We start from the raw sequence: 13377 nt of genomic DNA, 5'->3' as shown, positions 1-13377 counted from the left end.
GCATTAATGGCAAGCTTTATGCTTTCAGCTTTTAGCTAAAAAAAATTATGGAGAACAGCACTTCTTTTAAGCCTTCGTTGCGATTAATGGATGCCACCATGCTGGTGGCGGGCAGTATGATAGGCTCCGGTATTTTTATTGTGAGCGCCGATATTACCCGCAATGTGGGTAGTGCAGGCTGGCTGCTATTTGTTTGGCTCATCACCGGTTTTATGACCCTTACCGCCGCCCTGAGTTACGGCGAACTGAGTGCCATGTTCCCGAGGGCGGGCGGGCAATATGTATACCTGAAGGAAGCTTATAGTCCTTTGGTTGGCTTTTTGTACGGATGGAGTTTTTTTACCGTGATCCAAACGGCTACTATAGCCGCGGTGGGAGTGGCCTTCGCCAAGTTTACCGCGTACCTCATCCCGCAATTAAGTGAAAGCCTTGTTGCTGTCGATCTGGGCTTCGTGACCATATCACCGGCGCAGCTGCTTTCAATTTTGGTGATCGTGTTTTTAACTTATATTAATACCCGTGGCGTTAACAGCGGCAAAATTGTGCAGACTATTTTCACCATGGCCAAGCTGCTGAGCCTGCTGGGTTTAATTGTGTTCGGCCTGTTTTCTTTAAAAGCTTCGGTATGGAATGAGAACTGGAAAAACGCCTGGAGCATGCATAGCCTCAGTGCAAATGGTTCCATCGCTTCATACACTACTATTGCTGCCCTGGGCGCAATAGCATCGGCAATGGTTGGTTCCATATTCAGCAGTGACTCATGGAATAACGTAACTTTTATTGCGGGTGAGATCAAAAATCCGAAAAGAAATATTGGTTTAAGCCTGGCTTTGGGTACGCTGATCGTAACCGTGATTTATATTTTAACCAATGTGATGTATACGGGAGTGCTTTCCCTGCATGATATTGCCAGCGCGGATAAGGACAGGGTAGGTGTGGTGGCTTCGCAACACATCTTTGGCAGTTCGGGTACGGTGATCATTGCATTGCTGATCATGGTATCAACCTTTGGCTGTAACAACGGCCTGATCATGTCGGGTGCAAGGGTTTACTATTCTATGGCTAAAGACAGGCTTTTCTTTAAAAAAGTAGGCACGCTGAATAAAAATTCAGTACCGGGCTTTGGTCTGTGGCTGCAATGCGTTTTTGCATGCCTGTGGAGCCTGAGCGGTAAATACGGCGATCTGCTGGATATGATCTCGTTTGTAGTGGTAGTTTTTTATGTGCTTACGATTATCGGGATTTTTATCCTCCGCAAAAAAATGCCCAATGCCGAGCGGCCTTACAAAGCATTCGGTTACCCGGTGCTGCCGGTTATCTATATCATTATGGGGATAGCTTTTTGCCTGTTGCTCATTAAATACAAACCGGCTTATACCTATCCGGGCCTGATCATTACATTAACCGGCATCCCGGTTTATTACCTGATAGGCGGCAGCAAACAACGCAAAGCCGCTGAACTCCCCGTTGAAAGTTTATAGGCGGGAAAATTCTATTATCTCAATTAATGAAAAAGATCTTATCACTGCTATGGCTTATAACTATTGCCATAGCAGTTTCCGCGCAAAACGGGAATTTTATTAAGCTAAGTACTGCAAAGTTTTCAACTGGTAACGACGCGACCTGGAAAGAAACCGGTTTTAACGATACGGACTGGAAAAATATTAAAGTTGGCGATGTATGGCAGGAGCAGGGCTACCCCGATTATCATGGTTTTGCCTGGTATAGAATCCATGTGGTTATTCCATCATCATTAAAAAAACAATCGGTTTGGGGCGATAGCTTGCGGGTATTCCTTGCCCATGTTAATGATGTTGATGAAACTTATTTTAACGGCAAGCTGATCGGTAAAACAGGCGCTTTCCCTGAAGATAAGGGCGGTTATGTGAGCAAATGGCCTGCGGTGCGTAATTATTGCATAGCAGCAGATGATCCGGCTATTAAATGGGACCAGGAAAATATCATCGCTATTAAAGTTTACGATGGCGGCGGCTCGGGTGGTATTTTTATGGGTGCCCCCTATATCGATATGCTCGAAAAATTTGACGGAATCTTTTTCACCCAAACCGAGATCTGCTTTTTACCCAATGCACAGTCCGTACGCAAATTGACTGTAGGTAATAGTTTTAAAACTAATATCACAGGCAAATTTCATTACCGGATAGTTGACGAGGTTACTCAAAAGACGATTGCCGAAAAAACGGTAAACGCAAACCTGCCGCCATTGGGCAAAGAAACTTATACGCTTACTTTCCCGCATCGTGAGGGTATCAAGCTGTTTTATGAATTTACTGAAGCGGCATCCGGCAAGACTAAAGCTTTTGCCGAGATAGCACCTTACTTGCTTACCCCTAAAGCATCGTTAAAGCCAATGATTAATGGCGCTTCGGTTTTAGGCGTGCATCCCGGTTCGCCGGTACTTTATAAAATTGCTGCAAGTGGGCAAAGGCCGTTAAACTATACCGTTAAAAATCTGCCGCAGGGCTTAGTGCTTGATAATAAAACAGGTATTATAACCGGTGTAGCACCTGAAGCGGGAGATTACAAAGTATCTGTTTCGGTAAGCAATAATTTAGGAAGAAGCGAACGCGTATTGACCATTAAATCGGGCAAACTGTTGGCGCTTACCCCGCCCATGGGCTGGAACAGTTGGAACTGCTGGGGACTAAACGTAAGCGACGAAAAGGTAAGGCTTTCGGCCAGGGCTATGGTAGATAAAGGGCTCACCGAATATGGCTGGAACTACATCAATGTGGATGATGGCTGGCAGGCACCGGCAAGACAACCAAACGGAGAAATAGCGCCTAATGAAAAGTTTCCGGATATGAAAGCGTTGGGAGCTCATCTGCATCAGCAAGGCTTAAAATTTGGTATTTATTCATCGCCGGGAGCTAAAACCTGTGGAGGATACCTGGGTTCGTTAGGGCACGAGGGACAGGATGCCGCCACTTATTTTAACTGGGGTGTTGATTATTTAAAATACGACCTGTGCAGTTATTCGGATCAAACGGCTGGTGATACCACATTGTTCGCACAGCAAAAACCGTACATGGTAATGCGCGATGAACTGGCGAAACAACAGCGTGACATCGTTTACAGCATTTGCCAGTACGGCATAAAAGAAGTTTGGAAATGGGGTGCGCAAATGAACGGCAACCTGTGGCGCACTACTGAGGATATTACCGATACCTGGGAAAGTTTGTATGGGATTGGCTTCAGTCAAACCAATAATGCGGCCTATGCCGGGCCCGGAGGATGGAACGATCCTGATATGCTCATTTTAGGCAGGGTAGGCTGGGGCGAAAACCTGCACCAAACCAATTTGACGCCTTATGAGCAGTATACCCACATGAGCTTATGGAGCCTGTTATCGGCACCGCTGCTTATTGGCTGCGATATGGATAAGCTTGATGATTTTACCCTTAACCTGTTAAAAAACCGTGAGGTTATAGCTATTGATCAGGATGTGGCTGGCAAGCAGGCCTTGCGGGTAATTAATAATAAACAGATCCAGGTTTGGGTTAAGCAACTGGCAGATGGCAGCAAAGCTATAGGTATTTTCAATCTTGGTGAAAAATATTCGAAGTATACGCTTGATTTTAAGAATATCCATATAGGCAAGGTTAAAATAGTGCGGGATCTCTGGCAGCAAAAAGATATCGCCAAAAATATTGCTGCTGTGACTTGTAACATCCCGCCGCATGGGGTAAGGTTTTATAAATTGATGTAAACAAGACGTTTGCCTATGTGTTGAGTACTTAATCGCTTGACCGTTTTTTAATCTGTTTTGAAGTTGCGCTTTAGAAATAAGATAAAATCCTGCTATAACTGGTTAGGAATCTTCAGTACACATCATAAAAGGTTAAATATATTTGCTCTCGCATATTAATGGCGTAAGCCGTTCATTTTTTAATAAAATATCTGCCATGGCTAACAACTTCAAAGAAGAAAGCACCGAAGAAATAAATATCATCATGCAGCAATCGCAAAGCGCGTTTGAGGCTTATCAAAAAACAAGTGCCGAACAAAAGGCCCTGTTTTTAGAAGCTATTGCTGATGAAATAGAAGCAATAGGCGATGCCCTGCTTCAAAAAGCAGCTGAAGAAACTAATCTTCCGTTACCCCGTTTAACCGGCGAGCGCGCCCGTACAACCGGCCAGCTGCGCATGTTTGCAGGCATGCTGCGCGAAGGAAGCTGGGTTGAAGCGAGTATTGATACTGCCTTGCCAAACAGAACACCGTTGCCCCGTCCGGATCTCCGCAAGATGCTTGTTCCGCTGGGACCGGTAGTTGTTTTTGGTGCGAGTAACTTTCCGTTTGCCTATTCAACCGCAGGTGGCGATACGGCAAGTGCGCTGGGTGCAGGTTGTTCGGTAGTGGTAAAAGCTCACCCCGCTCATGCCGAAACTTCTGAAATGGTTTATCAGGCTATCAAAAAAGCAATAGTGAGCAGTAATATGCCTGAACATGTTTTCCAGCATGTACACGGTACTTCGTTTGAAAGTGGTAAAGCATTGGTTCAGGCAGATGATACCGCTGCAGTTGGCTTTACAGGCTCAACTGTTGGCGGCCTGGCCCTGCTTCAGTATTCATCGGAGCGTAAAAAGCCTATCCCTGTATTTTCAGAAATGGGCAGCATCAACCCTGTTATATTTTTACCGGATACTTTAAACAAAAACGCCGCCGACCTGGCTGCGCAATATGCAGGTTCCATTACTTTAGGCGTTGGTCAGTTTTGTACCAATCCCGGCTTAATGCTGGCTGTTGAGGGTGAAGGCCTGGATAATTTCTATAAGCTATTGGGTAATGGTATTGAAGGTGTTAAACCTGCCAAAATGCTGCATGCCGGCATTCATTCGGCTTATGAGAAAAAGAGCCATGCGGCTTTGGAGCAGAGCGGTGTTACCAGCGTTGTGAAATCAGCTACTGAAGCCATCGACATCGAAGCTCAACCAACCATAGCACTGGTAAGCGCCGAAACTTTCCTTGAAAATCACTTATTGCACGAGGAGGTGTTTGGCCCATATTCATTAATGGTAGTTTGTAAAGACGAACAGGAACTGATCAAAGTATTAAAATCAGTATCAGGCCAGCTTACTACTACAGTAATGGGTACCGATGAGGATTTTGCAGGGCATTCAAACCTGTTACAATTACTGCCTTCAATTGCAGGTAGGGTACTGTTTAACGGCGTACCAACCGGTGTTGAGGTTTGCGCCAGCATGGTACATGGCGGACCGTTCCCGGCCACTACCGATAGCCGTTTTACCGCGGTAGGTATCAATGCAGCTAAACGTTGGGTGCGCCCGGTTTGCTACCAAAACTGCCCGGACGCGTTGTTGCCATTGGCATTACAACAAGCCAATCCAATAAACATCTGGCGCTTATTTGATGGCGAATGGAAAAAATAGTGAGCCGTTAAACATCATCAGATAATCAAATTTCAATTATACTTGCACATGCCGGTTCCTCAACAGAGCCGGCATGTTTAATTTTGCATTATGAAACTTCAACTTTTTGATCAGCAGGTTTACGTACAGCGCCGCAATGTTTTAAAACAAAGCATGGGCAGTAATGGCATCATCGTTTTGTTAGGGAACGAGGAGAGCAGCATGAACTATAAAGACAATACTTATCTGTTCAGGCAGGATAGCAGCTTTCTATATTACTTTGGGCTTGATGTAGTCGGCCTGGCGGCTATTATTGATACCGATACCGGCGAAGAAGTGATCTTCGGTAACGATCTCACCATTGATGATATTATCTGGACAGGAACACTTCCCTCGGTTGGGGAAATGGCCACGCTGGTTGGCGTTTCACAAACCAGGCCTTATGCCGAAATCAAACATTACATTCATAAAGCAGTTACCGGTAGTCGCCCGGTTCATATCCTGCCGCCTTATCGCCCCGAAAATAAGATCAAGCTGGCCGATTGGCTAAATACCAGTCTGGAAGATGTTGCCGGTCGCGTTTCATTACAGTTGGTAAAAGCTGTGATAGCTCAAAGAGTGATCAAAACCCCGCTGGAGGTTGCCGAAATAGAAAAGGCTGTATCCATCAGCGTTGATATGGAACTTGCCGTAATGAAATATGCCCGCCCCGGTATCAGGGAATACGAGTTGGTTGCCAAAGCACATGAAGTGGCGATTGCTAATGATTCACGTTTGGGATATCCGGCTATCATCACCAAACATGGCCAAACTTTGCATACGCATTATTACGGCAATGTTTTGGAAGATGGCGATATGGTACTAAGCGATATCGGCGCCGAGAATGCTATGCACTATGGCGGCGACCTTACCCGTACATTCCCGGTAGGTAAGCAGTTCAGCACCCGCCAAAGGGAGTTGTATGATGTGGTGTTAAATTCCATGGATCATGCCATCGGTATGCTTAAGCCAGGCGTCCGCTACAAAGATGTACATATCCAGGCCTGCCAGAAACTGGCAGAAGGCCTTAAACAGGTAAACCTGATGAAAGGCGACCCGGTCGAGGCCGTTGCGGCCGGCGCTCACGCCATGTTTTTTCAATGCGGCTTAGGCCACATGCTGGGCATGGATACCCATGATATGGAAGACCTGGGCGAGCAATACGTTGGCTATACAGATACTTTGAAAAAGGAAACCGTCTTTGGTTTAAAATCATTAAGACTGGGCCGTGAGCTGGAAGCAGGTTATGTGCTTACTGTTGAGCCGGGTATCTATATTATCCCTGAGCTGATAGACCGCTGGCAGGCCGAAAAGAAATTCAGCGAGTTTATTAATTACGATGTGCTGAATACCTACCGCGATTTCGGCGGCATCCGTATTGAGGATAACTTTTTAATAACCGATACCGGCAGCCAGTTATTGGGTAAATATCTACCTAAAACAAGGCAGGAAATTGAGGCGTTAAGAGGATAGTTTAGTAGTGCATAGTCTACCCATATCTTTTAAATATTATGACGAATAAAAGAAGATGTCATTTCGAACGAACCAGTTTGGGAATGTGCGGGCGCGGTGAGGAGAAATCCTATACATCCAGCTCTAAACCATGTACGACGGTTATACAGGGCGTATAAGATTTCTCTTTCGCCCTCAGGCGCTATAGCCACCTCTGCTCTATCGAAATGACATTTTCTTTTAATAAAAAGATTTGGGTACAAGATAGACTTACAGGTGCTTACTGTTTTACGGTGATTACTTGCTCCTTTAATAACGAAACAAATCGGCCCGCATCTGCAAAGATGCGGGCCGATTTTGCTAAATGCCTGCTATGATGTGTTAATTTATGGAAACATCATTTGGCCAATGTTGGGTACTTTTACGCAACACTATAACTTATGGCAAGGTACCACCAATATTTACTGTTAACTGTTTTGTTAGCAGCTGCGGGCAAATCAGCGGATGCACAACAAACAAAAACTACACCTTATTATCCCACCCATGCTGAAGTGCTGCAAAACTATAAAGCAGCCGATGCACTTGACTCTGCATTAAAAAAGGTACCGTATGTTACCAACGTGCGACCTAACTGGCAGACCGGTGGCAATCAATTCTGGTACAGTAAAAGAATTGCCAATAACCAAACAGCTTACATTGTTGTTGAACCCGTAAAAGGGACTAAGAAAACGTTGTTTGAAAGCGGACAGCTAAGCCCGGAGGTAAGCAAAATAACAGGCAAAACCATAAAAGACGGCAGCTTTAAAATTGACGATATGTTTTTAAGTGCCGATAAAAAGCAGGCCACTTTTAAAACAAGCAATACCTGGCTTAAGTGTGATCTGGCCTCGCTTCAATGCAGTAAAACTACCGATACCGTACACCAAAGTTATGATAACGATAAACCTTTGCAGGTACGCCATTACCGCTGGGAAGGTATGACCGCCGATTCCGTATCGCCGGATAAACAATGGTCGGCTTTTGTAAAAGGTGGTAATATCATTGTTAAATCGCTTAAAGGTTCAACCGAGATCAAATTAACTACGGATGGCAATTTAGATAAGCCTTACGGCGAACTTAGCTGGTCGCCGGATAGTAAGCACCTGGTAGGGTATCGCATCGATCCCCAAAAAACAAAAGAGGTTTATTACCTGCTAAGCTCGGTACCGGGGACTACGCGTGCAGTGCTGAAATCGCATGAGTACGATCAGCCGGGCGATGAGTTTACCTCGTACCAGCAATATATATTCAACATCGCCGATAAAAGCGCTATAAAAACCGATGCCGAAAAGATCGATTTTTTTGGTGCACCGCAACTACATTGGCGCGATGGCAACAGCCGCTACTTTACCTATGAAAAGGCCGATCGCGGGCATCAGCGTTTCAGGGTTATTGAGGTAGATATTACCAACGGCAAAACCCGTAACATCATTGATGAAAAAACCAATACTTTCATTTACGAACAACGGATCTTCACTTATTACAGCGCTAAAACACATGAGATAGTCTGGGTTACCGAAAAAGACGGATGGCGTCATATTTACCTTGTTGATGAACTTACCGGTAAAGAAAAACTGGTAACCAAAGGTGATTGGGTGGTGCGCGATGTTGACAGCGTTGATGTTAAGAAAAGGCAGATCTGGTTTAAAGGCAGCGGTAAAAATGAAGGTGAGGACCCTTACTTTATGCACTACTACCGGATAGGTTTTGATGGTAAAAACCTTACCGACCTTACGCCGGAAAAAGGTAACCATAGCGTAACATTCTCACCTGATAGAAAATATTATATCGATACTTATTCGGAAGTAAACATCGCTCCCAAAATAGTGATTAAAAACACTGCCGATCTGAAAATAATTATGGAACTGGAGCACACTGATTTGACAGGTCTTTTAGCTACCGGAGTAAAACTCCCTGAGGTATTTGTTGCGAAAGCGAGGGACGGTAAAACAGATATCTGGGGTGTGGTTTACCGCCCTGCCTATATGGATCCTAACAAAAGATATCCCGTAATTGAAAATATTTATGCTGGTCCGCAGGATTCATTTGTGCCTAAAAGTTTTTCGGCTGTAAACGAGATGCAAAGCATTGCCCAATTAGGTTTTATTGTGGTACAGATGGACGGCATGGGAACAGCCAACCGCTCCAAAGCATTTCATGATGTATGCTGGCATAACCTTGCCGATGCCGGTTTTGCCGACCGTATCTTATGGATGCAGGCGCTTGCGGCCAAATATCCACAGGTTGATATCAGCAGGATAGGCGTTTATGGCACATCGGCTGGTGGGCAAAACTCTGCAGGTGCATTGCTGTTCCACCCTGAATTTTATAAGGCTGCGGTATCTGCCTGTGGCTGTCATGATAACCGGATAGATAAACAGTGGTGGAACGAACAATGGATGGGCTACCCCGTTGGGCCGCATTATGAACAGCAATCAAACATTACCAATGCCGCTAAATTGCAGGGCGACCTGATGCTGATTGTTGGCGAGGCCGATAACAATGTACCTCCTGAGTCGACTTTCCGTTTTGCGGATGCGCTGATCAAAAACAATAAAATGTTTGATCTGCTGGTGGTACCGGGCATGGGCCATAGTGATGGCGGTCCGTATGGCCGTAAAAAGAAACGCGACTTTTTTGTAAAGCACCTGCTTAACGCCGAGCCGCCTGCAAGGAATACAGATGAATTGGCGCATAATTAAATCATATTAGGTAGAGAACAGGATGCGTAAATTTCAGCTAACAGTGTTTCTTTCATGGTGTTTCTGCATGGCAGCACTAACCGGCTATGCGCAGCAAGAGTCGGCCACAGCTCCGGGCAATGGCAATCCCATCATCCCCGGTTACTTTGCCGACCCAACCGTGAGGAAATTTGGCGATACCTATTACATTTACGCAACTACTGATGGTAACGGCGGCGGACATGGCCCTTCGCAAGTGTGGACATCCAAAGATTTTGTGAACTGGACCATGCATGATATGAACTGGCCTACCTCCAATTACTACTGGGCTCCTGATGTCATTAACGGCAACGACGGCAAGTATTACATGTACTACTGCCAGCCGGTTGATATTTATGGGGCGTCATCAACAAGCCCTACAGGGCCGTGGACACCCTTGCTGCCTGATGGCAAATCAATAATCCCCAATTATTTTATTCCCGGAGTGATTACGCTGGATGGGCAAACTTTTAAAGATGACGATGGCAAAATCTATATGTTTTGGGGCACCTGGGGCATCTATCCAGACCACGGTTGCGGTGTAGGTTTGTTAAATCCGGATATGCACACTTTCGCCAAAACGGCAAAGATCCCCAATACCATCGCCAAAGATTTTTTTGAAGCACCTTTCATGTTTAAACGGAAAGGCATCTATTATTTCACCTACTCATCTGGCCTTTGCGAAGACTCCACCTACAGGGTGCAATATGCTATCAGCAAAACCGGGCCGATGGGGCCATTTGAATTTGGTAAAAATAACCCGGTGCTGAGCACTAATAGTGATGGAACTATCCACGGGCCGGGCCATGAGTCGGTAGTACAGGTTGGTGATGATTTTTACATGGTATATCACCGGCACAACAACCCGCACTCCAACGGGGGCTATCACCGGCAGGTTTGTGCGGATAAAATCGTGTTTGATGCGGATGGCAATATCGAGAAAGTTGTTCCAACCCATCTTGGCGTTGGCTTATTAGGAAAAAGTACTATTAATACTCTCGATGAGGCTTATCAGAAAAAGGTAACCGCTTCATCTTACTATAATGAGAATTATAAACCCTCTTTCGCGGTTGATAATAATAATGGTACATTATGGAAACCGGCCGATAACGGCGCTAAACCCGTATGGCTTACCATTGATTTGGGAGCTATGAAAACAGTACAACAAGTATTAACCCAGTTCGAATATGCCACCTGGTATTATCAATACTTAATTGAATCATCAGCAGATGGGAAAAGTTGGCAGGTGTTTTCTGACAGGAGAGAAAATCAACAGCACGGCTCGCCGATGGTAGATTCCGGGAATGCTAAAGCGCGGTTCATCCGGTTAACGATTACCGGGACAGAATACCCCGGTTTGTATAAGGCAGTTTGGAATGTGAAAGTTTATGGTGAACGGGTAGTAACGGGAACTACCGCTGATGCTAACAAAGAAGAATTATCTAAAACTATCTCCCCCAAAATTGGAAAAACTATAAAGGAAGGTAAAGACGGTTTATTAGTAAACCTCGATGCCGCCAACTTCCAGGCGGGCGAAGCACTAACTCAATGGACTAATAACGGCAAATTGGGCGGCAATTTTACAGCAACAGGCAAGCCTCCGGTTGTTGATATCATCGCCGGTAAAAAGGCATTGGTATTTAATGGTACACAAGCGCTTCAATCATCAGTTGTGGTGCCCCGCTCGCTTGCGGGTGATAACAGCTATACGGTATCATATGAAGTTTATGCTGATCAGATTAAAGATGAAAATCCAATATTAAGCTGGACAAACGGCGAATCGGATCATCGCAGTGCTACTTTTGGTTTCGGCAGTAACCGCACGGCCGGTGCGGTACAGCATTTCGGTGTTTCCGATTTCCAATACAAAACAATGCCTGCTGCCGGGAAATGGCACAAGGTAGTAATTACTTTTGATGGCTCGTTTGAAAAATTATTTGTTGATGGCGAACTGAACAATACAGAAAATAAGATGCTGTTTTTGCAGCCGGCAGATAAGTTTATCATCGGTGCTAAAACAAACCGTTCTGCATATTTTTCGGGTGCAATCTCATCCCTCAAAATTTACGACAGGCCGCTGGCTGATAGTGTAATAAAACAATGGGCTTTACATCCCGAAAAGTCAGATATCGCTGTTTACCTCGATGCCTCAAAACTTAACTATGGCCCGCTTCAAAAATGGGCAAATAACGGCGATGCGGGTGGGGCTTTCCTATCTGCTGACGGACGAGGCGCGGAATTAACGGATGTTAAAGGGAAGGTAGCTGTTAATTTTACGGGTAAAAGCCCACTTGTATTTAAGAACGATCTTTCGGTCAACAGCAAAGATGGTTACAGCATAGCTTTAAATGTTTATCAAAGCACATCTGCCCAAAACGGTTCGATACTGAAATCACAATCGTCTAAAGAGCCTTTGATCAATGCCGGTAAATATTTAGGTGCGGGCCAATGGCACTATATCATCAAAACAGTAAGCGGAAGTACAGCTAAACAATATGTGGATGGTAAATTGATTTCAACCTCAGCAAAAGCCGGTAACCTTGCAGGTAGTTTGTTGCTGGGTGATGGCTTTAAAGGCGCTATAGGTGGTCTCGTTGTTTATAAGCATAGCTTATCACCAACTGAGGTTAAACAATTGAGCATTGATTGGAAACAAAACTATCACTCACCTGTAGCCGGATCGTTAACTTTTAAAGTGGTTCCCAAAGCCGTAACGCCAGATATGGTTGAAATGCAGGCCCCTGAATATGCTTCAGTACAATCAAATCTTCAGTACGATTTTATTAATGAGGTGGATAGCAGCAAATCAAGCGGCTGGCAGGCTGATCCGCATTATATCAACTACGGGCTTACAGCCGATAAAAATTATACTTACTCATTTAAAGTAAAAGATAATTACGGTAACGTAAGCTTAAAAGCAAAAGCGTTGCCTGTGAGTACATCATCAGCATCGTTTCATGTCGTTAAAGATCAGTTTACGGTTAACAGAGACTTTGCCGATGACGGTACCGCAGGCACTATATGGGATGGAGTAATTAACAGTCCTGATAAACAAGAGTATAAAATACTTAGCAGTGATAATAGGCTCACACTGGAGTCAAAAGGCTCAAACTGGGATGGGAATTTGCCTTACGGCCCGTTTTTGTACAATAATGTTTCGGGAGATTTTGTGGCCGAAGTAGAAGTTGCTGATGTGAGCGGCCTTAAAGAAAAAAAGGTAGCCGGTAACAGCGATATGGGCTTGATGGTACGGAAAGCCAAACAACCCGGCGCTGAAGGCAGCGAAAACCTGATCCAGAATAGTATTTTCCCGGCCTGGAATTGCGGAAACATGCTTACCAATTATAAAACCGGCGACCGGATGCAAACCAATACACAAACCGGCTGGAATTATAACCGCTACTTACAGATCCAAAAATCGGGCGACATGTTTTACATCAGGAGCAGCAACGATGCCGTACATTGGGCTGATCTGCCCGGAAGCCCGGTGTCAAGACCTGATTTAAATGGCGGTGCTTTGCAAATCGGCCTTTATCACAGTACCTATGGGCCGCATCGTTCATATGTTAAATTCTCCAATTTTAAACTCATCTCAAAGAAATAAGCGACGCAAAATAAAGGTTCATCGATAACATCGAACACTTTATCGACACATAACACTTCTTAACAGCGCCTTCATTCATATTTGATCATTGTTTAACCACACAATCAATAATCATTATATGAAATCATTCTGA

Annotated in this window: 6 protein-coding genes; all 6 read left to right on the top strand. The window is 44.8% G+C overall.

Translation table 11 applies throughout. The annotated features are described in order from the left end of the window. Positions 1-47 precede the first annotated feature (47 nt). The 6 genes from ACEN9X_RS03125 (at position 48) to ACEN9X_RS03100 (ending at position 13244) form a co-directional block, all read left to right on the top strand. Positions 48-1481, top strand: coding sequence for an APC family permease (locus ACEN9X_RS03125; protein WP_091210983.1), 1434 nt, complete (start codon positions 48-50; stop codon positions 1479-1481). A gap of 26 nt (positions 1482-1507) precedes the next feature. Continuing rightward, on the top strand, positions 1508-3730 hold the full coding sequence (locus tag ACEN9X_RS03120; RefSeq protein ID WP_413669022.1) for a putative Ig domain-containing protein: 2223 nt from the start codon (positions 1508-1510) through the stop codon (positions 3728-3730). A 196-nt stretch (positions 3731-3926) separates the two neighbouring features. Further along, positions 3927-5411 (top strand): aldehyde dehydrogenase (NADP(+)), encoded by a 1485-nt coding sequence (locus tag ACEN9X_RS03115; RefSeq protein ID WP_413669021.1) that lies wholly within the window; start codon positions 3927-3929, stop codon positions 5409-5411. A 90-nt stretch (positions 5412-5501) separates the two neighbouring features. Beyond that, the gene (locus ACEN9X_RS03110; protein WP_413669020.1) at positions 5502-6902 is read left to right on the top strand and encodes an aminopeptidase P family protein; all 1401 of its coding nucleotides are present in this window, start codon (positions 5502-5504) and stop codon (positions 6900-6902) included. A gap of 419 nt (positions 6903-7321) precedes the next feature. After that, positions 7322-9622, top strand: coding sequence for a prolyl oligopeptidase family serine peptidase (locus ACEN9X_RS03105; RefSeq protein ID WP_413669019.1), 2301 nt, complete (start codon positions 7322-7324; stop codon positions 9620-9622). A gap of 67 nt (positions 9623-9689) precedes the next feature. After that, complete coding sequence (locus tag ACEN9X_RS03100; RefSeq protein ID WP_413669018.1) at positions 9690-13244, top strand: family 43 glycosylhydrolase; 3555 nt, start codon at positions 9690-9692, stop codon at positions 13242-13244. The last annotated feature ends 133 nt before the right edge of the window (positions 13245-13377 follow it).

The sequence above is a fragment of the Mucilaginibacter sp. Mucisp86 genome (assembly GCF_047324315.1).
Taxonomy (GTDB): domain Bacteria; phylum Bacteroidota; class Bacteroidia; order Sphingobacteriales; family Sphingobacteriaceae; genus Mucilaginibacter.
The sequence above is the reverse complement of the archived record's forward strand: the minus strand, read 5'-3'. Positions and strand labels throughout refer to the sequence as shown.

Bases quoted from the DNA above. Each gene is read 5' to 3' on its own strand.
- ACEN9X_RS03125 (WP_091210983.1), top strand. From the start codon at position 48: ATGGAGAACAGCACTTCTTTTAAGCCTTCGTTGCGATTAATGGATGCC.
- ACEN9X_RS03120 (WP_413669022.1), top strand. From the start codon at position 1,508: ATGAAAAAGATCTTATCACTGCTATGGCTTATAACTATTGCCATAGCA.
- ACEN9X_RS03115 (WP_413669021.1), top strand. From the start codon at position 3,927: ATGGCTAACAACTTCAAAGAAGAAAGCACCGAAGAAATAAATATCATC.
- ACEN9X_RS03110 (WP_413669020.1), top strand. From the start codon at position 5,502: ATGAAACTTCAACTTTTTGATCAGCAGGTTTACGTACAGCGCCGCAAT.
- ACEN9X_RS03105 (WP_413669019.1), top strand. From the start codon at position 7,322: ATGGCAAGGTACCACCAATATTTACTGTTAACTGTTTTGTTAGCAGCT.
- ACEN9X_RS03100 (WP_413669018.1), top strand. From the start codon at position 9,690: ATGGCAGCACTAACCGGCTATGCGCAGCAAGAGTCGGCCACAGCTCCG.